Genomic DNA, 24,714 nt, shown 5'->3' with positions numbered 1-24,714 from the left:
AGCCCCACAATGGCTGCTAAGGAAGTCAAGTTCTCGGCCGAAGCGCGCAACAAGATGCTGCGCGGTGTCGATATTCTCGCCGATGCCGTGAAGGTGACGCTCGGTCCGAAGGGCCGCAACGTCGTCATCGAGAAGTCCTTCGGTGCCCCGCGCATCACGAAGGACGGCGTGACCGTCGCCAAGGAAATCGAGCTTGAGGACAAGTTCGAGAACATGGGCGCGCAGATGGTCCGCGAGGTCGCCTCGAAGACCAACGACCTCGCCGGTGACGGCACCACCACCGCGACCGTTCTCGCCCAGTCGATCGTCCGCGAAGGCGCCAAGTCGGTTGCCGCCGGCATGAACCCGATGGACCTGAAGCGCGGCATCGACCTCGCCGTCGCCGAGGCCATCAAGGACCTCACCTCCCGCTCGCGCACCATCAACACCTCCGACGAGGTTGCGCAGGTCGGCACGATCTCTGCCAATGGCGACAAGGAAGTCGGCGACATGATCGCCCACGCCATGCAGAAGGTCGGCAACGAGGGTGTCATCACCGTCGAAGAGGCCAAGTCGCTCGAGACCGAGCTCGAGGTCGTCGAGGGCATGCAGTTCGACCGCGGCTACATCTCGCCGTACTTCGTCACCAACGCCGAGAAGATGACGGTCGAGCTCGAGGATCCCTACATCCTCATCTTCGAGAAGAAGCTCTCCAACCTCCAGGCGATGCTTCCGATCCTCGAGGCCGTCGTCCAGTCCGGCCGTCCGCTCCTGATCATCGCCGAGGACGTCGAGGGCGAGGCTCTGGCCACGCTCGTCGTCAACAAGCTCCGCGGTGGCCTGAAGGTCGCGGCCGTCAAGGCTCCGGGCTTCGGTGACCGTCGCAAGGCCATGCTGCAGGACATCGCGATCCTGACCAACGGCCAGGTGATCTCCGAGGACCTCGGCATCAAGCTCGAGAACGTGTCCGTGGACATGCTCGGCCGCGCCAAGAAGGTCACGATCAACAAGGACGAGACCACGATCGTCGACGGCTCGGGCGACGCCGAGGACATCAAGGGTCGCGTTGCTCAGATCAAGCAGCAGATCGAAGAGACCACCTCCGACTACGACCGTGAGAAGCTCCAGGAGCGCCTCGCGAAGCTCGCCGGCGGTGTGGCCGTCATCCGCGTCGGTGGTGCCACCGAGGTCGAGGTGAAGGAGAAGAAGGACCGCGTCGACGACGCCCTCAACGCGACCCGCGCGGCCGTCGAGGAAGGCATCGTCCCGGGCGGTGGTGTTGCGCTCCTGCGCGCCAAGGTCGCCGTCGCGAAGCTCTCCTCCGACAACCCGGACGTCGCGGCCGGCATCAAGATCGTGCTGCGCGCCCTCGAGTCCCCGATCCGCCAGATCGCCGAGAACTCCGGCGTCGAGGGCTCGATCGTGGTCGGCAAGATTCTCGAGAACGACAACTCGGACTTCGGCTTCGACGCCCAGACCGAGGAGTACGGCAACATGATCGAGAAGGGCATCATCGACCCGACGAAGGTGACCCGTTCGGCCCTGCAGGACGCGGCCTCCATCGCCTCCCTGCTCGTGACGACCGAGGCCATGATCGCCGAGGCCCCGAAGAAGGACGGCCCCGCGATGCCGGCCGGCGGCGGCATGGGCGGCATGGGCGGCATGGACTTCTAAGACGTCAACCGAGCCGCCCGTCTCCGGACGGTGGTCGGTCGCCCCAGGGCGCCCGACCGCGCGGCTCCGACGTCTTCGGAGGGACATGGCCCGGCGGCGCGGCGCAGCGCCGCCTGCCAAATTCGGAAAAAGGTCGTGCTCCGCACGGCCTTTTTTTGTGCCCGACCTGTCATTCGACCGCCGTGAGGTGCACGCTAAAGTTCCCGCAAGCAGGGGAACCATCATGCCCGTCGACGCCACGCCCGACCCAAACGCCGAACAGCGCGAGTACTGGAACTCCCCCACCGGCGACAAATGGGTCCGCAATCAGGGTGCGCTCGACACGCTGTTCGTGGAGATCACCGCCGCCCTCCTCGACGCCTCACGGCCGACGCGGACGTCCAGCGTGCTCGACATCGGCTGCGGCGCGGGGGACACCACCATCGCCTTCGCAAAGCGTTCGGGCGCAGTGCTTGGCGTCGACCTCTCGACGAGCCTCCTCGCCCGCTGCAGGGCCCGCATCGAGGCCGCGCGGCTCGCCAACGCCACCGTTATCGAGGCCGACGCGCAGACCCACCCCTTCCCGCCCGACAGCTTCGACCGCGTCGTCTCCCGCTTCGGCGTGATGTTCTTCAACGATCCGGTCGCCGCCTTCACCAATGTGCGCCGGGCGATGGGCGCGGAGGGGCGGATCACCTTCGCCTGCTGGGCCGGCCTCGCCGACAATCCGTGGTTCGACGTCCCCCGCGAGGCCGCGATCGCGCAGCTCGGGCCGGTGGAGCCCACCCCGCCCCGAGCGCCGGGGCCGATGGCGTTCGAGGACCCGGACTACGTGACCGATATCCTGAAACAGGCCGGCTACGCGGGGATCACGGTCGACACGTGTGCGATGGCGCTCCACCACCCCGGACCGTTCGAGGAGGCGATCACGCTCTCCACCAACGTCGGCCCCGCCGCGCGCATCCTGCGCACGCACGACGGCGGAGAGGCCGACGTCGCCGCCATCCAGGAGCGCATCGCCGCCGCCTACAAGCCGTACCGCGACGGCGACGCCCTCTCGATCCCGGCGACGATCCACGTCGTGAGCGCCCGGAAGCCCGACTGACGGCCCGCTCCCCCGGAGAGGCGCACCCACCACCCGGGGGTCCGTAGGGGCCCTCCGCGCCTTCAGGACGTGAGGCGCGCCCAAGCAGGCGCGCGATCCGCCGCAGGCTTCGCTGGTCCCGCCGGCACGGCGCCGGCCCGCGGAATCAAAATCGCCGCCGGGAGGCCCGGCGGCGATTGAAGTTGGTCCCAGGCTGAAAGCCCGAGCCGTCGTCAGCTCTCGGCGGCTGGTGCGATCCGGCCGCGCCCGTCGACAGGCGCGCGGGTCTTAGTTCGCCGCTTCCTCGGCCGCGACGCGCGCGATGTCGGCAGCGCCCTTGGCCTCGACGTCACGGTCGACGAACTCGATCACGGCGATCGCCGCGTTGTCGCCGTAGCGGAAGCCGGCCTTCAGGATGCGGGTGTAGCCGCCGTTGCGGTCCTTGTAGCGCGGGCCGATGGTCCCGAACAGCTTGCGCACGGCGGACTCGCTGCGGCACTTGGAGATCGCCTGCCGCCGGGCGTGGAGGTCGCCGCGCTTGCCGAGGGTCACCAGCTTCTCGATGTACGGGCGAAGCTCCTTCGCCTTCGGGAGCGTCGTGACGATCTGCTCGTGCTCGATCAGCGAGGCAGCCTGGTTGGCCATCATCGCCATACGGTGGCTGGACGTACGATTGAGACGGCGGCCCTGCTTCTTGTGGCGCATGGCGATTCTCCTTGAATGTGGGTGTGCCGGGCGCTTCCGGCGTTCGCGCTAGATTGCCGGTCCCGCGATGCGACGAGGGCGGGTCCGGGAAGAAACGGCCGGAGCATCAAGCCCCGGCCGGTCGTCACATCAATAGTGATGGTCCTCGTATCGCTTGGCCAGCTCCTCGATGTTGTCGGGCGGCCAGTTGGGCACTTCCATACCGAGGTGCAGACCCATCTGGGCCAGAACCTCCTTGATCTCGTTCAGCGACTTGCGGCCGAAGTTCGGGGTACGGAGCATCTCCGCCTCGGACTTCTGGATGAGGTCGCCGATGTAGACGATGTTGTCGTTCTTGAGGCAGTTCGCCGAGCGGACCGAAAGCTCCAGCTCGTCTACCTTCTTGAGCAGCGCAGGGTTGAAGGCGAGCTCGGGGACCTCGTCCGCGACTTCCGGCTTCGTCGGCTCCTCGAAGTTGACGAAGATGGAGAGCTGGTCCTGAAGGATGCGCGCGGCATATGCCACGGCGTCCTCGGGGCTCAGCGAGCCGTCGGTCTCGACCTGCATCGTCAGCTTGTCGTAGTCGAGGACCTGACCCTCACGGGTGTTCTCGACGCGGTAGGAGACGCGCTTCACCGGGGAGTACAGCGAATCGACCGGGATGAGGCCGATGGCGGCGTCCTCGGGACGGTTGCGATCGGCCGGGACGTAGCCCTTGCCGGTGTTGACCGAGAACTCCATGCGGATGTCGGCCCCCTCGTCCAGCGTGCAGAGCACGTGGTCGGGGTTGAGGATCGACACGTCGCCCACGGTCTGGATGTCGCCGGCGGTGACCGCACCGGGGCCCTGCTTGCGCAGCACCATGCGCTTCGGGCCCTCGCCCGACATGCGCACCGCAATTTCCTTGATGTTGAGGATGATGTCGGTCACATCCTCACGCACGCCGTTCATGCTCGAGAACTCGTGCAGGACGCCGTCGATCTGGACCGAAGTCACAGCCGCACCCTGCAGCGAGGACAGAAGCACGCGACGGAGCGCGTTACCGAGCGTCAGGCCGAAGCCGCGCTCCAGAGGCTCGGCCACAACCGTGCCGATGCGCTTAGGATCGTAGCCGGGCGTGACCTCGAGCTTGTTCGGGCGGATCAGCTCCTGCCAGTTCTTCTGGTTGGTCGTCACGTCAAATGCCTTTCGATCTCATGGGGCGTCGCCCGGAGCGCCCGCGGGGGCCGGCCCACGGGCCAGGGCGCGCGAGCCCGGATGGCCGCGCTGCCAATGGCGCGCCCCGGATGGGCGCGCCGTAGTATTTCGTTAGACGCGACGACGCTTCGGCGGACGGCAGCCGTTGTGCGGGATCGGCGTCACGTCGCGGATGGACGTGATCGTGAAGCCCGCGGCCTGCAGCGCACGAAGCGCCGACTCGCGGCCCGACCCCGGACCCGTCACCTCGACCTCGAGCGTGCGCATGCCATGCTCGGAGGCCTTCTTGGCGGCGTCCTCGGCGGCGACCTGCGCGGCGTACGGGGTCGACTTGCGCGAGCCCTTGAAGCCCATCGCACCCGACGAGGACCACGAGATGGCGTTGCCCTGCGCGTCGGTGATGGTGATCTTCGTGTTATTGAAGGAGGCGTTCACATGGGCGATGCCCGACGTGATGTTCTTACGCTCCCTGCGCCGAACGCGCGTGGCTTCCTTCGCCATTCAATCCCTCGGTTTGTGTGGCCCAGTGGCCAGAACTGCGGCCAAAAATTACTTCTTCTTGCCGGCGATCGGCTTCGCGGGGCCCTTGCGGGTACGCGCGTTGGTGTGCGTGCGCTGACCGCGAACCGGCAGGCCGCGGCGGTGACGCAGGCCGCGGTAGCAGCCGAGGTCCATGAGCCGCTTGATGTTCATCGCGGTCTCGCGACGAAGGTCGCCCTCGACGATGTAGTCGCGGTCGATGACTTCGCGGACCATCAGGACTTCGGCATCCGACAGCTCATTCACGCGGCGCTCCGGGGCGATGTTCACCTTGTCGGTGATCTCCTTCGCCATCGAGGGACCGATGCCGTGAATGTACTGCAGCGCGATGACGACGCGCTTGTTCGTCGGGATGTTGACGCCAGCGATACGAGCCACTTTGCCTCCTGCCGGTACGACCGGCCACCGTATATGACCGGACGAGCCGGTTCGAATTCGTGCCGGTCGCCCGGCGGTCCACACACCGGCGGAGCCGGTAACGATCGTGCCGGCCAGGCCGGCGGACGTGCACCCGGCAGCGCCGACGTTCGATCCGGTTGACCCGAAATCCCCGCCGGCGAACCGGACTTCATGCCGGCGAGCCGGCGGTTCCCGGCCGGTCTCCCGGCCAATCTTGTGCCGGTCTCCCGGCCTGGTGCCCCGGAGGGCTGCCCCGAACCTGTACCGGGGCGAGCCCCGGTCCGGGACCACCTGTCGCGCCCGGTCCCGGCCCTCGCCGCGCCCCGCAGGCGGTGCCGCGGCACTTGGGCGCTGGCGCAGCGGCCGGCGGTTAACCTTTGGCCAACCACCTCGCGCGATATGGAGCGTCGTCGCGTACCACCCCGGCCGTTCCGGAACCGCGCGCGCCCGGGCAAAAACCCCGCGCGACCCGCCGGAAAGGGCCCGTTGACGGCGCCTGATCCGAAGCCACACCGCGCAGCGAAACGACGAACGGGCTGACGCCGCCGCATACAACGGCTAGCCCAGCCCTAACGCTGTCGGGTTTATTGGCCCATACCAGATCGCGCGGACGCCTATGCACCGCGACTCCTCCAGTTAGGCGCGGTGGGTAGCGCGGTGCAAGGTCCGCGTCAACCTTTTTTCTTTAGCCGGCCGCCCTGATTCGGCTGTCCTTCGCCGAGGACAGCGCCTCGGAGATGGCAGCTTCAACCTCATCGATGGGCTTCATGCCGTCGATCGTCACCAGGTGACCGGTTTCCCGGTAGTGGTCGACGAGCGGAGCCGTCTGCTCGCGGTACACCACGAGGCGCTTCTTGAGCGCCTCCACGGTGTCGTCCTCGCGAACTGCGTCGCCGCTCTCGGCGACCCGCTGCTCGACCCGGGCGGCGAGCGCATTCTCGTCGACCTCGAGCTGGAGGACCGCGTCGAGGTCCATCCCGTGCCGCTCGAGCACCCGCTCGAGGGCTTCCGCCTGCGCCACCGTGCGCGGGAAGCCGTCCAGGATGAAGCCGTTCTTGCAGTCCGGCTCCTCGATCCGCTCTTCGACGATGCCGACGACCACCTCGTCCGGGACGAGGTCGCCGCGGTTCATGATGTCCTTCGCCTTCAGGCCGATCTCGGTTTCCGCCTTCACAGCGGCGCGCAGCATGTCGCCCGTCGAGAGCTGCGGAATGCCGTGGGCCTCCATCAACCGCTTCGCCTGGGTCCCCTTACCCGCGCCTGGCGGTCCGAGCAGAATTAGCCTCATCGGCGACTCCCCTTCAGTTTGGCCTTCTTCACGAGGCCCTCGTACTGATGGGCCAACAAGTGGCCTTGCACCTGCGCAACCGTATCCATCGTCACGGACACGACGATCAGCAGCGACGTACCCCCGAAGTAGAACGGGACGGCCGTGGCCGAAATGAGGAATTCTGGCAGCAGGCAGATAACGATCAGATAGGCGGCGCCCAGCACGGTGATGCGCGTCAGCACGTAGTCGATGTACTGCGCGGTGCGCTCACCGGGGCGGATGCCCGGGATGTAGCCGCCATGCTTCTTCAGATTGTCCGCCGTGTCCGCCGGATTGAACACGATCGCGGTGTAGAAGAACGCGAAGAAGATGATCAGCGCCGCGTACGTGATCATGTACAGCGGCCGGCCATGGCCGAACAGCGTCTGGATCGTGCCCATGACGCCGGTCGCCTCCACCGCGCCGAAGCCGGTCAGCGTGGCCGGAATGACGAGCAGCGAGGACGCGAAGATCGGCGGGATGACGCCCGACGTGTTGAGCTTCAGCGGCAGGTGGGACGAATCCCCCTGGAACATCCGGTTGCCGACCTGGCGGCGCGGATACTGGATCAGGAGACGCCGCTGCGCCCGTTCGACGAAGACGATGAACGCGATCACCACCACGGCCATCACCAGCACGCCGAGGATGATCGGCGTCGACAACGCGCCCTGACGGCCGAGCTCCAGCATGCCTGCGAGCGCGGCGGGCATGTTGGCGATGATACCTGCGAAGATGATCAGCGAGATACCGTTGCCGACGCCGCGCGACGTGATCTGCTCGCCGAGCCACATCAGGAACATCGTGCCGCCGACCAGCGTCACCACGGTCGTGAAGCGGAAGAACCAGCCCGGATCGGTGACGATGTTGCCCGCGCTCTCAAGCCCGACGGAGATGCCGTAGGCCTGCACTAGGGCGAGCAGCACGGTGCCGTACCGGGTGTACTGGTTGATGGTCTTGCGACCCTGCTCGCCTTCCTTCTTCAGCGCCTCGAGCTTCGGAACGACCGTCGTGAGGAGCTGGATGATGATGGAGGCGGAGATGTACGGCATGATGCCGAGCGCGAAGATCGCCATTCGCGAAACCGCGCCGCCGGCAAACACGTTGAAGATGCCGATGATGCCCTGCTGGGCCTGGCCGAACGCCTGAGACAGCGCGACGGGGTCGATGCCCGGCAGGGGGATGTAGGTACCAAGCCGGTAGACCACGAGCGCACCCAGGGTGAACCAGATGCGCTTCTTCAACTCATCCGCCTTCGCGAATGCCTTGAAGTTCAGGTTGGAAGCAAGCTGTTCGGCGGCTGACGCCATTGGACGGTCCGATCCTCGACCAGTAGCACTCAAATTACGATTAGGAACCGGCGGCGAGCCACGGTCCGGTTCGCCACCCCTAACGGGTTATTTCGGCGCTGTCATGGGCGCATGACCGCCCACACAGCCCATCCCACTTAATATCGGTTCAAAGGGAGAGCAATCCCAGCCCCGACATGGGAGTACCTTCGTCGCGCCCCCTCTCCGGCCGGAGCCAGCGGCGCGCACGAGAGGCCACGTGAAGACGCAAAAACCCCACTGGGTGACCAGCGGGGTCCTTGCCGATCCGTGACCGCTAGAGCTCAGCTCTCTGCGGCAGCGGGAGCCGCCTTGGGGGCGAGCACTTCGACCGACCCGCCGGCCTTCTCGACCGCCTCGCGCGCCGACTGGGACACGCCGGCGACCTTGAGGGTCAGCGCGGTGGACAGCTCGCCGTCACCCAGGATGCGCACGCCGTCCTTGGCGCGGCGCAGGATGCCGGTGGCCGCCAGCGACTCCGCCGTGACCGGCTGGGATGCGTCGACCCGGCCCGCCTCGACGGCAGCCTGCAGCTTGCCGACCGAGATGATGTTGTAGTCCGCGCGGAAGATGTTGTTGAAGCCGCGCTTCGGCAGGCGCATGTGGAGCGGCATCTGACCGCCCTCGAAGCCCTTGATGGCCACGCCCGACCGGGACTTCTGACCCTTCACACCGCGGCCGCCGGTCTTGCCCTTACCCGAGCCGATACCGCGACCGACGCGCTTGCGCGTCTTGGACGCGCCCGGATTGTCGCGAAGTTCGTTGAGCTTCATGTCAGCCCTCCACGATCCGCACAAGGTGATGAACCTTGGCGATCATGCCGCGCACGGCCGGAGTGTCCTCGAGCGTGCGGCGGCGGTGCATCTTGTTGAGGCCGAGACCCTTGAGGGTCTGGCGCTGCTCACCCGGCCGGCGGATCGGCGAACCGGTCTGCTCGACCGTGATGGTCGGACGGCCGGCGGCCTTGGCGGCCTCGGCGCCCTTGGTGACGCGAATGTCAGGCATTGACCATCTCCGCGCCCTCGTCCGCGTCGGAGCCGGCCTCGACGGCGGCCTCGTGCTCCGCGTCGCGGCGGCGAGCCTGCAGCGCGGACACCTTGAGACCACGGCGGGCAGCCACGGCACGCGGGGAATCCTGATCCTTCAGCGCCTCGAAGGTCGCGCGGATCATGTTGTACGGGTTCGACGAGCCGAGCGACTTCGCGACGATGTCGTGGACGCCGAGCGTCTCGAACACGGCGCGCATCGGGCCACCGGCGATGATGCCGGTACCGGCCGGAGCCGCACGGAGGAACACCTTGCCGGCGCCCCAGCGGCCGGACACGTCGTGGTGCAGCGTGCGCCCCTCGCGCAGCGGCACGCGGATGAGCGTGCGCTTCGCGCTCTCGGTCGCCTTGCGGATCGCCTCGGGCACCTCACGCGCCTTGCCGTGACCGAAGCCGACGCGACCCTTCGCGTCGCCGACCACGACCAGCGCGGCGAAGCCGAAGCGACGGCCACCCTTCACCACCTTCGCCACACGGTTGATGTGGACGAGCTTGTCGACGAACTCGTTGTCTTCGTCGTCGCGATCGCGCCGGCGACCGCCTCTCCTGTTATCGTCAGCCATCTTCTGCTCCTTGGCCGGCCGTTCGGGAGACCCCGCGTTCCAGCTTCAGACTGCGTATCCGATGCGCCCCTCCCCGCGTGGAGAAGGAAGCGTCGCCCCGGCGGCTCATTCCGCAACGGGGGAAACCCGGCCGCGGACCCGGACAGTCCGGAGCCGCGAACGGGTGAAGTCGATCATCGCCCGCGGACTGGCCGCGGGCCGACGGAACTAGAACTCCAGGCCACCCTCGCGGGCGGCGTCGGCGAGCGCCTTGAGGCGGCCGTGGTAGAGGCGGCCACCGCGGTCGAACACGACCTTGTCGACGCCGGCGGCCTTGGCGCGCTCGGCGATCAGCGCACCGACACGCGCCGCAGCGGCACAGTCGGCACCGGTCTTGAGCTCATCGCGCAGGACCTTCTCGAGCGAGGACGCGGACGCGACAGTGCGGCCCGCGGCATCGTCGATGACCTGGCAGTAGATGTGCTTGGACGAGCGGAAGACGGACAGCCGCGCACGACCGTTCGCCGCCTTCTTGAGGGCGCGGCGAACTCTGGCGACGCGCCGCTCGGAGCGAATGCGTTCCCGGCTCACTTCTTCTTCCCTTCCTTACGAACGATGGTCTCGTCCGCATACTTCACGCCCTTGCCCTTGTAGGGCTCCGGCGGACGCCACTTGCGGATCTCCGCGGCCACCTGGCCGACGCGCTGCTTGTCGATGCCCGACACCGTGATCTCGGTCGGCTTCGGGCACTTGATGTCGATGCCTTCCGGGATCGCGTACTTCACCGGATGCGAGAACCCGAGGCTGAGCTCGAGGTCCTTGCCCTGGATCGCGGCGCGGTAACCGACGCCGTTGATCTGCAGGTTCTTGGTGAAACCGTCGGTCACGCCGGTCACGAGGTTCTGGATCATCGTGCGCGAGAGGCCCCACATGGCGCGGGACTTCTGCTCCTGGTCGACCGGATCGACCTTGATGGATCCATCCTCGAGGGTCTTCACGGCCACCCGGTCGGGGACCGTGAACTCGAGCGTGCCCTTAGGCCCCTTCACGGAGACCTTCTGTCCGTCGACGTTCGCCGTCACCCCCTTGGGAATGGCGATCGCGAGCTTACCAATACGGCTCATGATGCCCTCCTTAGAAGACCTGGCAGAGCACTTCGCCGCCGACATTCGCGTCGCGCGCCTGGTGCTCCGACATGACGCCCTTGGACGTCGACAGGATCGAGATGCCGAGGCCGTCGCGCACGCGCGGCAGCGTCTGCACCGACGAATAGACCCGGCGGCCCGGCTTGGAGACGCGCTTGATCTCCTTAATCACCGGAAGGCCGTCGTAGTACTTCAGCTCGACCTCGATCTCCGAACGCCCGTTCTCGTGCGTCGTGACCGTGTAGCCGCGGATGTAGCCCTCGGACTTCAGGACGTCGAGGACGTTGGCCCGAAGCTTCGACCCGGGGGTCAGCACCTTGGTGCGCTTGCGGATCTGCGCATTGCGGATGCGCGTCAGCATATCGCCGAGAGGATCGGTCAGGTTCATGTGTCTGCCCTCCCCTTACCAGCTCGACTTCACGAGACCGGGGATCTTGCCATCCGACCCCAGCTCGCGCAGCGCGATACGGCTCATCTTCAGCTTGCGATAGTAGGCCTTCGGACGGCCGGTCACTTCGCAGCGGTTCTTCACGCGATTGGGCGCAGAATTGCGCGGCATCTCGGCGAGTTTCAGCGTGGCCGCGAACCGGTCCTCCATCGGGAGCTCCTGGTCCTTGACGATCGCGCGGAGCGCTTCACGCTTCTCCGAATGCGCTTCGACCATCCTGCGGCGCTTCTGGTTGTTCTCGATCTTGCCCTTCTTGGCCATCTCTTTAAGCCTTCTGCGCCTGGTCGCGGAACGGGAAGTTGAACAGCCGAAGCAGTTCGCGGGATTCCTCGTCCGTCGTGGCGGTCGTCGCGACGATGATGTCCATGCCCCAGACCTGATCCACCTTGTCGTAGATGATCTCCGGGAACACCAGATGTTCCTTCATTCCGCAGGCAAAGTTGCCGCGGCCATCAAACGACTTGGGGTTCAGGCCGCGGAAGTCCTTCACGCGCGGCAGCGCGATCGTGACGAAGCGGTCCAGGAACTCGTACATCTTCTGCCGGCGCAGGGTGACCTTGCAGCCGAGCGGCATGTTCTCGCGAACCTTGAAACCCGCGATGGAGTTCTTCGCGCGGGTGACGACCGGCTGCTGGCCGGCGATCAGCGCCAGGTCCTTCAGCGCGGACTGAACCTTGCGGGAATCCGCGGTCGCCTCGCCGACGCCCATGTTGAGCACGACCTTGTCGATCCGCGGCACCATCATCGGGTTCGCGTAGTTGAACTTCTCGCGCATTCCCGGGACGACCTTGTCCCGGTAGAGCTTCAGGAAGCGCGGCTCGTAGCCCTCGGGCATGCCGGAACCGGCCGCCGCCTCGGGCGCATCCATCGTATCAGCCATCGATCAGCTCCCCGGAACGCTTGGCGAACCGCACCTTCTTGCCGTTCTCGAAGCGGAAACCGACGCGGGTCGGCTTGCCGTCCTTCGGATCCTCGATCGCAATGTTCGACAGGTCGATCGGACCCGCCTTCGGAATGATCCCGCCTTCCGACTGGGCGCTCTGACGGGTGTGGCGGAGCTGGGTGTTCACGCCAGCCACCGTCGCACGGCCCTTCTTCGGGTCGACGGACAGGACCTCGCCGGACTTGCCCTTGTCGCGGCCCGCGAGAACGACGACGCGGTCGCCCTTCTTGATCTTCGCGGCCATTACAAGACCTCCGGTGCGAGCGAGATGATCTTCATGTGGTTCGCGGCACGCAGCTCACGCGGCACGGGGCCGAAGATACGCGTGCCGATCGGCTCCTTGTTGTTGTTCACCAGCACGGCGGCATTGCCGTCGAACCGGATCACGGAACCGTCCGGGCGCTTGATGTCCTTCGCGGTGCGGACGACAACGGCCTTCGCCACGTCGCCCTTCTTCACACGGCCGCGCGGCGACGCTTCCTTGATCGACACCACGATGATGTCACCCACGGAGGCGTATTTGCGCTTCGAGCCGCCGAGCACCTTGATGCACATGACCCGGCGTGCGCCGCTATTATCGGCGACGGCGAGGTTAGTTTGCATCTGAATCATGGTTCAGCTTCTCCACAGGGCCTTGGCCCCAGACCAGGGGCGCGAGGCCCCGACGAAATGAAAGATCGCCCTTTCGGAAAAGGGCTGGCTTCCTGAACGAAAAGGGGTTGCCCCCTCAACGACATGGGCCGCCGTAACGCGGCGACCCGGATGACCGCACACGCGATCCAGTCCCAGTCGGGCAGCCGGTCAGGCGTTGTCGCCCGCGTGGCTCGCCGCGTCATTCGCCGCGCGCTCGGCCTCCTCGGCGCTCGCGCCGTGGGCCACCGCATCGGCTGCAGCCGCCTGCGCCGCGGCGTCCGCCGCGATCAGCACGCCCGCCGGGGTCAGGGCACCGACGACCTGCCAGGACTTCGTCTTGGAGATCGGGCGGCACTCTTCGATCCGGACGCGGTCACCCGCGGCGTACCGGTTGGACTCGTCGTGCGCGTGGTACTTCTTGGACCGGCGCACGGTCTTCTTGAGCAGCGGGTGGGCGAAGCGGCGCTCGACGGTGACGACGATGGTCTTGTCACCCTTCGCCGAGACCACCAGGCCTTCCAGTTGACGCTTCGGCATCTAATCCCTCACTCGGCCGCCGCAGCCGCGCTCTCGCGACGGCGCTGGCCCAAAACGGTCTTGATCCGCGCAATGTCGCGGCGAATGACCCGCGTGCGGGCCGTGTTCTCGAGCTGCCCGGTGGCCCTCTGGAAGCGCAGGTTGAACTGCTCCTTCTTGAGGTCGCGCAGCGTATCGACCAGCTCGTCCGACGTCTTGGCGCGGACGTCCTCGGCCTTCATCATCTTGTTGTCGGCCATGACTTACTCCGGAACCCGAGTGACGAACTTCGTCTTGATCGGAAGCTTCGCGCCGGCGAGACGGAACGCCTCGCGGGCGATCTCCTCGTTGACGCCGTCGATCTCGAACATGATCCGGCCCGGGTGAACGCGGGCCGCCCAGTACTCGACCGAGCCCTTACCCTTACCCATACGCACTTCGGTCGGCTTCTTCGACACCGGCACGTCCGGGAACACGCGGATCCAGACACGACCCTGACGCTTCATGTGACGCGTCATGGCACGACGGGCGGCCTCGATCTGGCGAGCGGTGACCCGCTCCGGCTCGAGGGCCTTCAGGCCGTAGGCGCCGAAGTTCAGGTCGAACCCGCCCTTCGCGTCGCCATGGATGCGGCCCTTGTGCTGTTTGCGGAACTTGGTCCGCTTCGGCTGCAACATCGATCCGCCCTCTTAGTCCCGGTCGCGGCCGCCGGAACGACGACCCGACGAGCCCTGGTTCGCAGCCTCGGTGGCGCGACGCTCGGACGCCATCGGGTCATGCTCCAGGATCTCGCCCTTGAAGATCCAAACCTTGACGCCGCAGACACCGTACGCGGTCTTCGCCTCGGCGGTGCCGTAGTCGATGTCCGCACGCAGGGTGTGCAGCGGCACGCGGCCCTCGCGGTACCACTCGGTGCGCGCGATTTCCGCGCCGCCGAGACGGCCGCCGCAGTTGATGCGGATGCCGCCGGCGCCCATGCGCATCGCCGTCTGCACGGCGCGCTTCATGGCGCGGCGGAACGCGATGCGGCGCTCCAGCTGCTGCGCGATCGACGCTGCGACGAGCGTCGCGTCGATCTCGGGCTTGCGGACCTCGACGATGTTGATGTGGACTTCGGAGTCCGTCATCGCCGCGACCTTCTTGCGCAGCTTGTCGATGTCCGCGCCCTTCTTGCCGATCACGACGCCCGGCCGGGCCGAGTGGATCGTGACGCGGCACTTCTTGTGCGGGCGCTCGATGACGATCTTCGACACCGCGGCCTGCTTCAGCTCCTTCATCAGCATGGTGCGGATCGCGAGATCCTCATGCAGGAGCTTGCCGTACTCGCCACCTTCCGCGTACCAGCGCGAATCCCAGGTGCGATTGATGCCGAGCCGGAGCCCGACGGGGGAAACTTTGTGACCCATCAGGCGGCCTCCTCGACTTCACGCACTACGATGGTGAGGTGCGAGAACGGTTTCTGGATGGAGCCAACCCGGCCGCGACCACGCGGGCTGAAGCGCTTCATGACGAGCGCCTTGCCGACGAAGGCCTCCTTGACGACGAGCGAGTCGACGTCGAGGTCGTGGTTGTTCGCCGCGTTGGCAATCGCGGACTCGAGGGTCTTCTTCACCTCGCCCGAGATGCGCTTGCGCGAAAACTCGAGCTCGGCGAGCGCCGCCGAGACCTTCTTGCCCCGGATCATCGCCGCGACGAGGTTGAGCTTCTGCGGCGAGATGCGGATCATCTTGTTGACCGCGCGGGCCTCATTGTCGGCGAGAGCGCGGGGAGCCTTGGCCTTACCCATTACTTCCTCTTCGCCTTCTTGTCCGCGCCGTGACCGTAGTAGGTGCGGGTCGGCGAGAACTCGCCGAACTTGTGACCCACCATGTCCTCCGTCACGAGGACCGGCACATGCTTCTGGCCATTGTAGACGCCGAACGTCAGACCCACGAAGTGAGGCAGGATCGTCGAGCGCCGCGACCAGATCTTGATGACCTCGTTACGACCGCCCTCGCGGACCTTCTCCGCCTTCTTCAGAAGGTATCCGTCGACGAACGGACCTTTCCAAACCGAGCGTGTCATTTACTTCTTCCGTGCGTGGCGCGAACGGACGATGTACTTGTCCGTCGACTTGTTCGAGCGGGTGCGCTTGCCCTTCGTCGGCTGGCCCCAGGGGGTCACCGGGTGACGGCCGCCAGACGTACGGCCTTCACCACCACCATGCGGGTGGTCGAACGGGTTCATCGCAACGCCGCGGGTCTGCGGCCGGATGCCGAGCCAGCGCGAACGGCCGGCCTTCGACAGGTTGATGTTGCCGTGGTCCGGGTTGGACACCGCGCCGATCGAGGCGAGGCACTGACCCGAGACGAGGCGCTGCTCGCCGGACTGCAGGCGAAGGATCGCCCACGGACCGTCGCGGCCCACGAGCTGGGCGTAGGTGCCGGCGGAGCGTGCGATCTGCCCGCCCTTCATCGGCTTCATCTCCACGTTGTGGATGATGGTGCCGACGGGGATGGCCGACAGCGGCATCGCGTTGCCCGGCTTCACGTCCACCTTGTCGCCGGCGATGACGGTGTCACCCTCGGCGAGACGCTGCGGCGCGAGGATGTAGGCGAGCTCGCCGTCCTCGTACTTGATCAGCGCGATGAACGCCGTGCGGTTGGGATCGTACTCCAGCCGTTCGACGGTCGCCGGGACGTTCCACTTCGTACGACGCTTGAAGTCGACGACGCGGTAGGTGCGCTTGTGACCGCCGCCACGGTGGCGGGCGGTCTTGCGGCCGCGGTTGTTGCGGCCACCGGACTTCGTCAGGCCCTCGGTGAGGGTCTTGACCGGCTTGCCCTTGTAGAGGCCGTCGCGCTTGACGATGACGAGCTGACGCTGGCCCGGCGACGTCGGATTGAATGTCTTCAGTGCCATGGTCTCAGAGCCCCGTCGTCACGTCGATGTGCTGCCCGTCGGCGAGCGTCACGACGGCATGCTTGACGTCGGACTGACGCCCCTTGATGCCCTTGAAGCGCTTCACCTTGCCCTTGCGGACGAGCGTGTTCACCGCGGTCACCTTCACGGAGAAGAGGGCCTCGACGGCCTCCTTGATCTCCGGCTTCGTCGCCGTCCTGGCGACGCGGAAGACGACCTGGTTGTTCTCGGACGCCTCGGTCGACTTCTCGGTGATCACCGGGGAGACGATGACGTCGTAGTTCTTCAGTGCGATGGCCATCAGTTCGCCCCCTCAGCAGCGGTCTCGGCCGCAGCCGCGGACTTGCCCGCAAGGCGCGCCTCGATGCCGTCGAGCGCCGACCTGGTCAGGACCAGCGTGTCGCGGCGCATGATGTCGTAGACGTTGAGGCCGGCGACCGGCAGCACGTCGACCATCGGAATGTTGCGGGCTGCCTTGGCGAAGCCGGCGTCGACGGTGCCGTCGATGATCAGCGCGTTCGCGAGGCCCAGACCCTTGAACTGCTCGCGCAGCGCCTTGGTCTTCACCGCCTCGACCTTCGCGTCCTCGATGACGATCAGGCCCTGGGCCTTCGCCTTCGCGGACAGCGCATGCTTCAGGCCGAGAAGGCGGACCTTCTTCGGCAGGTCGATCGCGTGGCTGCGCGGCTTCGGGCCGTGCGCCTTCGAGCCGCCGCGGAACTGCGGCGCCTTCTTGTCGGAGTGGCGGGCCCGGCCCGTCCCCTTCTGACGATACATCTTCTTGCCGGTGGAGTTGATCTCACCGCGCGTCATCGTCTTGTGGGTGCCCTGCTGGCGCTTCGCAAGCTGCCAGCGCACGACGCGGTGCAGGATGTCCGCGCGGGGCTCCAGGCCGAAGGTCTCTTCCGGAAGGCTGACGGTCCCGGCGGAACCACCGGCGAGCGTTTTGACTTCGATGTCCATCACGCGTCACCCTTCGTGGTGTCGTCACCGGCCGGAGCCTCGTTGGTGACCTCTGCCGTGTCGACGGCCGGGGCCGCCGCGACGGTCTCGTCGGCGACCGCAGGAGCCTGCGCCTCCTCGGCCGGAGCGGCATCGGCCTCGGGCATGCGGAACGCACCCGGGGTCGGCGCATCGGCAGGGAGGCCGCGCTTCACGGCGTCACGGACGATGATCCAGGAATTCTTGGCGCCGGGAACGGCACCCGCGACCAGGAGAAGACCGCGCTCAACGTCGGCACGAACCACGGTGAGGTTCTGCGTCGTGACGCGGACGCCGCCCATGTGGCCGGCCATCTTCTTGCCCTTGAACACCTTGCCGGGGTCCTGGCACTGGCCGATGGAGCCATGCGAGCGGTGGGAGATCGACACACCGTGGGAGGCGCGAAGACCACCGAAGTTGTGGCGCTTCATGGCGCCGGCGAAGCCCTTGCCGATGGACGTGCCGGTGACGTCCACGAACTGGCCCGGAACGAAGTGATCGGCCGTCAGCTCGGCGCCGACGTCGATGAAACCTTCCTCGGCGACACGGCATTCGACGAGCGTCTTCTTCGGCTCGACGTTCGCCTTCGCGAAATGACCGCGCATGGCTCGCGTCGTGTTCTTCGCCTTCGCCTTGCCGGCGCCGAGCTGGAGGGCGGTGTAGCCGTCCCGGTCCTTCGTGCGATGGGCGACGACCTGGCAGCCGTCGAGCGACAGCACGGTCACTGGCACGTGCTCGCCCGCGTCGTTGTAGACGCGCGTCATGCCGAGTTTCCGAGCGACAATGGAGGAACGCTGCTGGACTTGGGTCATGACGAAACTCTTAAAGCTTGATCTCGACGTCCACGCCGGCCGCGAGGTCGAGCTTCATCAGCGCGTCCACGGTCTGCGGGGTCGGGTCAACGATATCGAGAAGCCGCTTGTGGGTGCGGATCTCAAACTGCTCGCGGCTCTTCTTATCGATGTGCGGCGAACGGTTCACGGTGTAGCGCTCGATGCGCGTCGGAAGCGGCACCGGGCCGCGTACCTGCGCGCCCGTACGTCGCGCCGTCTGCACGATCTCCCGGGTGCTCGTATCGAGCACACGGTGATCGAACGCCTTCAGGCGTATGCGAATATTCTGGTTCATCGGTCTCTAACTTGCACCCGCCTGAACGGACAACGCGGTTTCAAGAACCGCACGAACTCAACGGCAACATGCCGTAACGACTAACGGCCCGGAGGGACCGCAACGGACAAACCGGCCTGTCCGGCCCTCCGAAAGGCTGGCCGACACGCCGTTGGTCAACTCGTTTGGCTAGCGCCCCGTCGTCCGGAGCGACGGCTTACCTAATCGAAGACGGAGCGGAACGCTAGCCCCCTGAGGGGAAAAATGACGGAATCATAACGGCCACGCGTAAAACGCTGGCCGAACCCCTCCGTCCCAGCCTGGTCGCCCGGATGGAACGGACGCCGAGAAGGCCAGCACGGAGAGGAGTATAGGGCGCGACTCGCAAAAGTCTCAAGTCCCCCGCTACCGCACTCCCCCGGCGCCCCCCTCCCCTCAGGTCCGCCTGCCCCGAAACCGGGGCTGCTGCGAAAGTCCCCCGCGACAAACCGGCGCGTACGATCGTTCACCCAGCGAAATGGCGGTGCAGCCCGTCGCCGCCGGCGCGGTCCGGATACGTTTGCGACCGGGGCCGACGGCATGGTCAGCAATCCGGGCTCGCCGATATGCATGAAGGAGCGCCCCCTCAGGCGGGTCCTTCACATCACGGCTACTTTCGCAGCAGCTTAGTTTTCCGGGAGGTTCAGTAATTTCCAGATATCCGCGACGGCGTATATCTACCGAATATTGCGGACGAGGCCGCTCGAAGATCTCGAAAGATCCGAACCACCTGCGCCACTGACGCACCTGCCGGACGCGGACCCATTCGCACGTCCTCGGCCCACGGTTGGGCTGGGTCGTTCCACCGCGTCGACCCACCTCACGCAGCGCAGGGGCGCGCCATGGAAGAGGCTGAAATCGAGCTCCGAGGCCACAAGGGTTGGCTCGACCTCGTCTCCTTGCGGGGTGGGAGCGTCTCAGTCCGGTCCGGCCTGACGGCCACCGCACGGCTCGCGTGTCGCAGCCGGCCCCTGGGGAACCCGCCCAGGCGCTGGACCACGGTCCGCCGGCCCTCGCAGCGCGCCACCGGCTGGAGGCGCTCGCTGGCACAAAAAAAAAGCGCGGCCGAAGCCGCGCTTTTCGTAGCCATATGGCCCGGTCGTTACTCGACGATCTGAGCCACGACGCCGGCGCCGACGGTGCGGCCACCCTCGCGGATAGCGAAGCGGAGCTGCTCCTCCATCGCGATCGGCACGATGAGCTCGACGTTGATCTCAACGTTGTCGCCCGGCATCACCATCTCGGTGCCCTCGTTGAGGGTCACGACGCCCGTCACGTCCGTGGTCCGGAAGTAGAACTGCGGACGGTAGTTGGTGAAGAACGGCGTGTGACGCCCACCCTCTTCCTTGGTGAGGATGTAGGCCGAGGCCTTGAACTTCTTGTGCGGCTTCACCGAACCCGGCTTGCACAGCACCTGGCCGCGCTCGACGTCGTCACGGCCGACACCACGCAGCAGAGCACCGATGTTGTCGCCAGCCTGGCCCTGGTCGAGCAGCTTGCGGAACATCTCGACGCCGGTGACGGTCGTCTTGGTGGTGTCGCGGATGCCGACGATCTCGACTTCCTCGCCGACCTTCACGATGCCGCGCTCGACACGGCCGGTCACGACGGTGCCGCGGCCGGAGATCGAGAACACGTCTTCGATCGGCATCAGGAAGGCGCCGTCGATCGGACGATCCGGCTCGGGGATGTAGGCGTCGACTTCCTTCATCAGCTCGAGAATGGCGTCGTGACCGATCTTTGCATCCGAGTCCTCGAGGGCGGCCAGAGCCGAACCCTTGACGATCGGAATGTCGTCACCCGGGAAGTCGTAGGACGACAGCAGCTCGCGAACCTCGAGCTCGACGAGCTCCAGGAGCTCCTCGTCGTCGACCTGATCGACCTTGTTCAGGAACACCACGATCGCCGGCACACCGACCTGACGGGCGAGCAGGATGTGCTCGCGGGTCTGCGGCATCGGGCCGTCGGCCGCCGACACCACCAGGATGGCGCCGTCCATCTGCGCCGCACCGGTGATCATGTTCTTCACGTAGTCGGCGTGCCCGGGGCAGTCGACGTGCGCGTAGTGGCGGTTTGCGGTCTCGTACTCGACGTGCGCGGTCGAAATGGTGATGCCGCGGGCCTTCTCTTCGGGCGCCGCGTCGATCTGATCATACGCCTTGAACGTCGCGCCGCCCGTTTCTGCCAACACCTTCGTGATCGCCGCCGTTAGCGACGTCTTGCCATGGTCGACGTGACCGATGGTGCCGATGTTCAGGTGCGGCTTCTTACGCTCGAACTTCTCCTTCGCCATTGGCGATCTCCACATTCCTCTTAAGCATTGGGCTGACGCTTAGTCATACTCATGGCCGGCGATCGACGCCGGCCACAGGTGAGGCCGCTGTCTATCACCGAACTTCGCGCGCCGGAACACGCGAATTCGCATTTGTTGGGTCTATTTGAGCCTAATTGCGCGTTTGCCGCACGATTACGCCCTGCTGGCGGCGCCGGAGCGCGTCGTCACGCTCCATTGTCCCGACCACGCCCCGCATCCCGGACACGATCTGTCCGACCGTATCGTCACCGGCCGCGATCACGATCGCAGCGGCCGGCACAGCGGGCCGTGAACGCCAAGGCCGGCCGGATCTGGTCGATCCGGCGGCTCCAACCCCCGCTCCGGAGCGCCCGGCCTGACGGCCCGGGCACCCCCGAAGCGCCTTCGCGACGTCTTAGGCGTACTTCGCCTGGACCTCGTCGGCGACGTTCTGCGGCACCTGCTCGTAGTGCGAGAACTGCATCGTGTACTGCGCGCGGCCCTGCGTCATCGAGCGCAGGTTCGACACGTAGCCGAACATGTTCGCGAGCGGCACGAAGGCGTTCACCACCGTGGCGATACCACGGGTCTCGGTGCCCTGGATCTGGCCGCGGCGGGAGTTGATGTCACCCATCACGGTGCCGGCGAACTCGTCCGGACCGACGACCTCGACCTTCATGATCGGCTCGAGGAGCTTCGGCTTGGCCTTCTGGCACGCCTCGCGGAAGGCGGCGCGCGACGCGATTTCGAACGCCAGGACCGACGAGTCGACGTCGTGGAAGGCACCGTCGATGAGGCGGGCCTTGATGTCGACCATCGGGAAGCCGGCGATCGGACCGGAGGTCATCACCGAATTGATACCCTTCTCGACGCCCGGGACGTACTCCTTCGGCACCGAACCGCCGACGATCTCGGACACGAACTCGTAGCCCGCGCCGGCCTCGTTCGGCTCGATGATGATCTTGACGCGCGCGAACTGGCCGGTACCACCGGTCTGCTTCTTGTGCGTGTAGTCGATCTCGGCCTTCTGCGAGATGGTCTCGCGGTAGGCGACCTGCGGCTGACCGATGTTCGCCTCGACCTTGAACTCGCGCTTCATGCGGTCGACCAGAATGTCGAGGTGAAGCTCGCCCATGCCGGAGATGATCGTCTGGCCCGACTCGTGGTCGGTGCGCACGCGGAAGGACGGATCCTCGGCGGCGAGACGGTTGAGCGCGAGGCCCATCTTCTCCTGGTCGGACTTCGTCTTCGGCTCGATGGCGATGTCGATCACCGGATCCGGGAACTCCATGCGCTCCAGGATCACCGGCGAGTTCGGATCGCACAGCGTGTCGCCCGTGGTGGTCTCCTTGAGACCCGCGAGCGCGACGATGTCGCCGGCGTAGGCCTCCTTGATCTCCTCACGGGAGTTGGAGTGCATCTGCAGCATGCGGCCGACGCGCTCGCGCTTCTCCTTCACGGTGTTCATGAGGGAGTCGCCCTGCTCCAGCTTGCCGGAGTAGATGCGGCAGAAGGTGAGCGTGCCGACGAACGGGTCGTTCATGACCTTGAAGGCGAGCATCGCGAGCGGCGCGTTGTCCGACGAGCGGCGCACGATCTCTTCCTCGGTCTTCACGTCGATGCCGCGGATCGACTCGACGTCGACCGGGGACGGCAGGTAGTCGACGACGGCGTCGAGGAGCGGCTGCACGCCCTTGTTCTTGAAGGCGGAGCCGGTGAGGATCGGGTTGAACGCGCCCTCGATGGTGCCCTTGCGGACCAGCGCCTTCAGCGTCGCCTCGTCGGGCTCGTTGCCCTCGAGGTAGGCTTCCATCGCGGTCTCGTCGAGCTCGACGGCGCTCTCGATCAGCTTCTCGCGGTATTCGGCGGCGCGGTCGGCGAGGTCGGCCGGGATGTCGACGTAGTCGAACTTGGCGCCCAGCGACTCGTCATGCCAGACGATCGCCTGCATCTTCACGAGGTCGACGCAGCCCTTGAAGTCGGTCTCGGCGCCGATCGGCAGCTGCAGGACCAGCGGGTTGGAGCCGAGGCGCTCGCGGATCATCTCGACGCAGCGGTAGAAGTCGGCGCCGGTCTTGTCCATCTTGTTGACGAAGATCATGCGCGGCACGCGGTACTTGTCCGCCTGGCGCCACACGGTCTCGGTCTGCGGCTCCACGCCGGCGTTGGCGTCGAGCAGCGCGATCGCGCCGTCGAGCACGCGCAGCGAGCGCTCCACCTCGATGGTGAAGTCGACGTGGCCCGGGGTGTCGATGATGTTCAGCCGCTTGTCCTGCCAGAAGCAGGTGGTCGCAGCGGAGGTAATCGTGATGCCCCGCTCCTGCTCCTGCTCCATCCAGTCCATCGTGGCGGCACCGTCGTGCACCTCGCCGATCTTATGCGATCGGCCGGTGTAGAACAGGATGCGCTCGGTGGTCGTGGTCTTGCCGGCATCGATGTGGGCCATGATGCCGAAGTTGCGGTAGTCTTCGATTTGGTGCGTACGGGGCATGTTCGTCTCAGGACTCTGTCAGTTCGGCATTCAAGGTCTGGGTTCGCGGAAGTGGCCAACCCGGTCGGCCGCCTTTGCGGGCAGTTCTATTCGTCGAGATCGGCGGGAGCACAATAGGTATCGTGGATATTGCAGCCTTCGCCGCCGTTCTTCTGGCATTCGGCGAGGGCGCCCTGTTGCGCCGCCGCGCGGGTGTCGTGCACGCTGAGGCCCAGCGCGTCGGTTGCCGAGGACGACGCGGCGCGGGCCAGGGCCGCACATTGGTCGTGGAAGGCGTGCGCCTCGGTGCATGTGGCACCGGCCGCGTCGCACGTGACTTCCAGCCGGGCGAGGGCATCGTCGGCGTTCGCGACGCCCGTGACGAAACCCACGAAAAGCGACTTCGGGTCGAGACCGACCGCGCCGTAGCGGGTCGAGGCGGTGTCGTTCGCCACAGCGCCGGCCGCTGACGCGACGCTCCAGAGCGCCACGGCGATCAGTCCCGTCAGAAGACCCTTCACCATGCGTCGTCCCTTCCGTGCGCCGAAACGCCGCAGCCACCGGCCCGTCGCGCGGACCCGCGCGCCAGCGCTCCTTTAACGGAGCGCGGCGCCGATGGCTACCGCGCGGCCCGGACTACCAGCGGTAGTGCGAGAAGGCGCGGTTGGCGTCCGCCATCTTGTGCGTGTCTTCACGCTTCTTCACAGCCGTGCCGCGGTTGTTGGCCGCGTCCATCAGCTCGCCGGAGAGACGATCGACCATCGTCTTCTCGTTGCGCTTGCGCGCGGCGGTGATCAGCCAGCGGATCGCCAGCGCCTGACGGCGCTCAGGGCGAACCTCGACCGGGACCTGGTAGGTCGCACCACCGACGCGGCGGGACCGGACCTCGACCTGCGGCGCGACGTTCGACAGCGCGTCGTGGAACATCTGCAGGGGATCGGTGCGGGCCTTCTGCTGGCAGCTGTCCAGCGCGCCGTAGACGATCTTCTCGGCGGCGGACTTCTTACCGTCGAGCATGATGGCGTTCATGAACTTCGACAGGACCACGTCGCCGAACTTGGGATCCGGCAGAACTTCACGCTTTTCGGCGCTGTGACGACGCGACATTCGCTAACCTTTATTTCATTGCGACGAGCAGGTGGACGTCGCGACCTTGCAATCCTCGTTGCCCTCGGCGTGGCACAGGTCCATCGCCTTGGCCTGGGCATCGGCCTCGGTGGTGCCCCAGCTTGCCCCGTATCCCCCTCCGGAGACGGCCAGCGCGCCGCAGGCGTTGCGGAACCAGGTGCGAACCTCGCACCCCGGGTCACCGCAGGCGTCGAGCGCCCGGGTGATCGCACCCGCCCGCTCGGCATAATTGTACGAGTAGCCCCAACGGCCACTCTCACGGTCCCATGCGATGGCCCCGAACGAATCCTGGGCCGAGACCGCGCCGAGCGAAACCGCCAGCGCCGCCATCGCACAGATCTGACGTGCGGCG

The 24,714-nt window shown here is 66.5% G+C and carries 33 protein-coding genes and 1 pseudogene; 2 read left to right on the top strand and 32 right to left on the bottom strand.

From position 1 onward, the window contains the following. Positions 1-9 precede the first annotated feature (9 nt). On the top strand, positions 10-1,653 hold the full coding sequence (groL, locus tag DLJ53_RS07290) for a chaperonin GroEL (RefSeq protein WP_111343553.1): 1,644 nt from the start codon (positions 10-12) through the stop codon (positions 1,651-1,653). A gap of 223 nt (positions 1,654-1,876) precedes the next feature. Beyond that, positions 1,877-2,737 carry a class I SAM-dependent methyltransferase gene (locus DLJ53_RS07285; protein WP_162408978.1) on the top strand — a complete coding sequence of 287 codons (861 nt, stop codon included), beginning with the start codon at positions 1,877-1,879 and terminating at the stop codon, positions 2,735-2,737. A 267-nt stretch (positions 2,738-3,004) separates the two neighbouring features. On the opposite strand, the gene rplQ is transcribed toward DLJ53_RS07285, so the two are convergent. The 32 genes and pseudogenes from rplQ to DLJ53_RS07125 form a co-directional block, all read right to left on the bottom strand. Then, positions 3,005-3,421, bottom strand: coding sequence for a 50S ribosomal protein L17 (rplQ, locus tag DLJ53_RS07280; RefSeq protein ID WP_111343549.1), 417 nt, complete (start codon positions 3,419-3,421; stop codon positions 3,005-3,007). A 129-nt stretch (positions 3,422-3,550) separates the two neighbouring features. Beyond that, positions 3,551-4,576, bottom strand: a complete 1,026-nt coding sequence (locus tag DLJ53_RS07275) for a DNA-directed RNA polymerase subunit alpha (RefSeq protein WP_111343547.1) — start codon at positions 4,574-4,576, stop codon at positions 3,551-3,553. A gap of 132 nt (positions 4,577-4,708) precedes the next feature. Continuing rightward, complete coding sequence (gene rpsK, locus DLJ53_RS07270) at positions 4,709-5,098, bottom strand: 30S ribosomal protein S11 (RefSeq protein WP_075219881.1); 390 nt, start codon at positions 5,096-5,098, stop codon at positions 4,709-4,711. Between the two features lie 48 nt (positions 5,099-5,146). Continuing rightward, entirely contained in the window at positions 5,147-5,515 is a 369-nt protein-coding gene (gene rpsM / locus DLJ53_RS07265) for a 30S ribosomal protein S13 (protein ID WP_111343545.1), read from the bottom strand. A 706-nt stretch (positions 5,516-6,221) separates the two neighbouring features. Beyond that, positions 6,222-6,824 carry an adenylate kinase gene (locus DLJ53_RS07260; RefSeq protein ID WP_111343543.1) on the bottom strand — a complete coding sequence of 201 codons (603 nt, stop codon included), beginning with the start codon at positions 6,822-6,824 and terminating at the stop codon, positions 6,222-6,224. After that, positions 6,821-8,152 (bottom strand): preprotein translocase subunit SecY, encoded by a 1,332-nt coding sequence (gene secY / locus DLJ53_RS07255; protein WP_111343541.1) that lies wholly within the window; start codon positions 8,150-8,152, stop codon positions 6,821-6,823. The genes DLJ53_RS07260 and secY overlap by 4 nt, the downstream gene beginning before the upstream one ends. 302 nt (positions 8,153-8,454) lie before the next feature. Beyond that, positions 8,455-8,943 (bottom strand): 50S ribosomal protein L15, encoded by a 489-nt coding sequence (rplO, locus tag DLJ53_RS07250; RefSeq protein ID WP_111343539.1) that lies wholly within the window; start codon positions 8,941-8,943, stop codon positions 8,455-8,457. A 1-nt stretch (position 8,944) separates the two neighbouring features. Further along, on the bottom strand, positions 8,945-9,175 hold the full coding sequence (rpmD, locus tag DLJ53_RS07245) for a 50S ribosomal protein L30 (RefSeq protein WP_111343537.1): 231 nt from the start codon (positions 9,173-9,175) through the stop codon (positions 8,945-8,947). Continuing rightward, positions 9,168-9,779, bottom strand: a complete 612-nt coding sequence (gene rpsE / locus DLJ53_RS07240) for a 30S ribosomal protein S5 (protein WP_111343535.1) — start codon at positions 9,777-9,779, stop codon at positions 9,168-9,170. Before rpsE ends, rpmD begins: the two co-directional genes overlap by 8 nt. A 207-nt stretch (positions 9,780-9,986) precedes the next feature. Then, the gene (rplR, locus tag DLJ53_RS07235) at positions 9,987-10,349 is read right to left on the bottom strand and encodes a 50S ribosomal protein L18 (RefSeq protein ID WP_111343533.1); all 363 of its coding nucleotides are present in this window, start codon (positions 10,347-10,349) and stop codon (positions 9,987-9,989) included. After that, on the bottom strand, positions 10,346-10,882 hold the full coding sequence (gene rplF, locus DLJ53_RS07230) for a 50S ribosomal protein L6 (RefSeq protein WP_111343531.1): 537 nt from the start codon (positions 10,880-10,882) through the stop codon (positions 10,346-10,348). Before rplF ends, rplR begins: the two co-directional genes overlap by 4 nt. Before the next feature lie 10 nt (positions 10,883-10,892). Further along, positions 10,893-11,291, bottom strand: a complete 399-nt coding sequence (rpsH, locus tag DLJ53_RS07225; protein ID WP_111343529.1) for a 30S ribosomal protein S8 — start codon at positions 11,289-11,291, stop codon at positions 10,893-10,895. 15 nt (positions 11,292-11,306) lie between these two features. Further along, positions 11,307-11,612, bottom strand: coding sequence for a 30S ribosomal protein S14 (rpsN, locus tag DLJ53_RS07220; protein ID WP_111343527.1), 306 nt, complete (start codon positions 11,610-11,612; stop codon positions 11,307-11,309). A 4-nt stretch (positions 11,613-11,616) separates the two neighbouring features. Continuing rightward, positions 11,617-12,186: a 50S ribosomal protein L5 gene (rplE, locus tag DLJ53_RS07215; RefSeq protein ID WP_111344187.1), complete on the bottom strand. Its 570-nt coding sequence runs from the start codon at positions 12,184-12,186 to the stop codon at positions 11,617-11,619. A gap of 37 nt (positions 12,187-12,223) precedes the next feature. After that, positions 12,224-12,538, bottom strand: coding sequence for a 50S ribosomal protein L24 (gene rplX / locus DLJ53_RS07210; RefSeq protein WP_111343525.1), 315 nt, complete (start codon positions 12,536-12,538; stop codon positions 12,224-12,226). Continuing rightward, a complete protein-coding gene (rplN, locus tag DLJ53_RS07205; protein ID WP_111343523.1) occupies positions 12,538-12,906 on the bottom strand; it encodes a 50S ribosomal protein L14 in 369 nt (122 codons plus the stop codon). Before rplN ends, rplX begins: the two co-directional genes overlap by 1 nt. Before the next feature lie 330 nt (positions 12,907-13,236). After that, positions 13,237-13,464, bottom strand: a pseudogene (gene rpsQ / locus DLJ53_RS36010) (30S ribosomal protein S17); the annotation flags it as partial. An 8-nt stretch (positions 13,465-13,472) separates the two neighbouring features. Beyond that, on the bottom strand, positions 13,473-13,685 hold the full coding sequence (rpmC, locus tag DLJ53_RS07195) for a 50S ribosomal protein L29 (protein ID WP_111344185.1): 213 nt from the start codon (positions 13,683-13,685) through the stop codon (positions 13,473-13,475). A 21-nt stretch (positions 13,686-13,706) separates the two neighbouring features. Next, on the bottom strand, positions 13,707-14,120 hold the full coding sequence (gene rplP, locus DLJ53_RS07190; protein ID WP_111343519.1) for a 50S ribosomal protein L16: 414 nt from the start codon (positions 14,118-14,120) through the stop codon (positions 13,707-13,709). Between the two features lie 12 nt (positions 14,121-14,132). Then, positions 14,133-14,849 carry a 30S ribosomal protein S3 gene (gene rpsC / locus DLJ53_RS07185; RefSeq protein WP_111343517.1) on the bottom strand — a complete coding sequence of 239 codons (717 nt, stop codon included), beginning with the start codon at positions 14,847-14,849 and terminating at the stop codon, positions 14,133-14,135. After that, positions 14,849-15,229, bottom strand: a complete 381-nt coding sequence (rplV, locus tag DLJ53_RS07180; protein WP_111343515.1) for a 50S ribosomal protein L22 — start codon at positions 15,227-15,229, stop codon at positions 14,849-14,851. The genes rpsC and rplV overlap by 1 nt, the downstream gene beginning before the upstream one ends. Next, a complete protein-coding gene (gene rpsS / locus DLJ53_RS07175; protein WP_111343513.1) occupies positions 15,229-15,507 on the bottom strand; it encodes a 30S ribosomal protein S19 in 279 nt (92 codons plus the stop codon). The genes rplV and rpsS overlap by 1 nt, the downstream gene beginning before the upstream one ends. Beyond that, positions 15,508-16,344: a 50S ribosomal protein L2 gene (gene rplB / locus DLJ53_RS07170; RefSeq protein ID WP_111343511.1), complete on the bottom strand. Its 837-nt coding sequence runs from the start codon at positions 16,342-16,344 to the stop codon at positions 15,508-15,510. It abuts the gene before it with no gap. A gap of 4 nt (positions 16,345-16,348) precedes the next feature. Further along, positions 16,349-16,645, bottom strand: coding sequence for a 50S ribosomal protein L23 (locus DLJ53_RS07165; RefSeq protein WP_111343509.1), 297 nt, complete (start codon positions 16,643-16,645; stop codon positions 16,349-16,351). After that, positions 16,645-17,307 (bottom strand): 50S ribosomal protein L4, encoded by a 663-nt coding sequence (gene rplD / locus DLJ53_RS07160; RefSeq protein WP_111343507.1) that lies wholly within the window; start codon positions 17,305-17,307, stop codon positions 16,645-16,647. The genes DLJ53_RS07165 and rplD overlap by 1 nt, the downstream gene beginning before the upstream one ends. After that, positions 17,307-18,137 (bottom strand): 50S ribosomal protein L3, encoded by an 831-nt coding sequence (rplC, locus tag DLJ53_RS07155; RefSeq protein ID WP_111343505.1) that lies wholly within the window; start codon positions 18,135-18,137, stop codon positions 17,307-17,309. Before rplC ends, rplD begins: the two co-directional genes overlap by 1 nt. Before the next feature lie 10 nt (positions 18,138-18,147). Beyond that, a complete protein-coding gene (rpsJ, locus tag DLJ53_RS07150; protein WP_111343503.1) occupies positions 18,148-18,453 on the bottom strand; it encodes a 30S ribosomal protein S10 in 306 nt (101 codons plus the stop codon). A gap of 1,120 nt (positions 18,454-19,573) precedes the next feature. Next, positions 19,574-20,764 (bottom strand): elongation factor Tu, encoded by a 1,191-nt coding sequence (gene tuf / locus DLJ53_RS07145; protein ID WP_111343501.1) that lies wholly within the window; start codon positions 20,762-20,764, stop codon positions 19,574-19,576. Positions 20,765-21,179: 415 nt separating this feature from the next. After that, positions 21,180-23,255: an elongation factor G gene (gene fusA, locus DLJ53_RS07140; RefSeq protein ID WP_111343499.1), complete on the bottom strand. Its 2,076-nt coding sequence runs from the start codon at positions 23,253-23,255 to the stop codon at positions 21,180-21,182. A gap of 86 nt (positions 23,256-23,341) precedes the next feature. After that, positions 23,342-23,755, bottom strand: a complete 414-nt coding sequence (locus tag DLJ53_RS07135) for a DUF4189 domain-containing protein (protein ID WP_162408976.1) — start codon at positions 23,753-23,755, stop codon at positions 23,342-23,344. Positions 23,756-23,870: 115 nt separating this feature from the next. After that, positions 23,871-24,341, bottom strand: coding sequence for a 30S ribosomal protein S7 (gene rpsG / locus DLJ53_RS07130; protein ID WP_111343495.1), 471 nt, complete (start codon positions 24,339-24,341; stop codon positions 23,871-23,873). 15 nt (positions 24,342-24,356) lie between these two features. Further along, on the bottom strand, positions 24,357-24,692 hold the full coding sequence (locus tag DLJ53_RS07125; RefSeq protein WP_202913018.1) for a DUF4189 domain-containing protein: 336 nt from the start codon (positions 24,690-24,692) through the stop codon (positions 24,357-24,359). Positions 24,693-24,714 lie beyond the last annotated feature (22 nt).

Source organism: Acuticoccus sediminis (assembly GCF_003258595.1).
In the GTDB taxonomy this organism is placed as follows: domain Bacteria; phylum Pseudomonadota; class Alphaproteobacteria; order Rhizobiales; family Amorphaceae; genus Acuticoccus; species Acuticoccus sediminis.
Note: the sequence above shows the minus strand (reverse complement) of the source record. Positions and strands in the feature narration are given on the sequence as shown.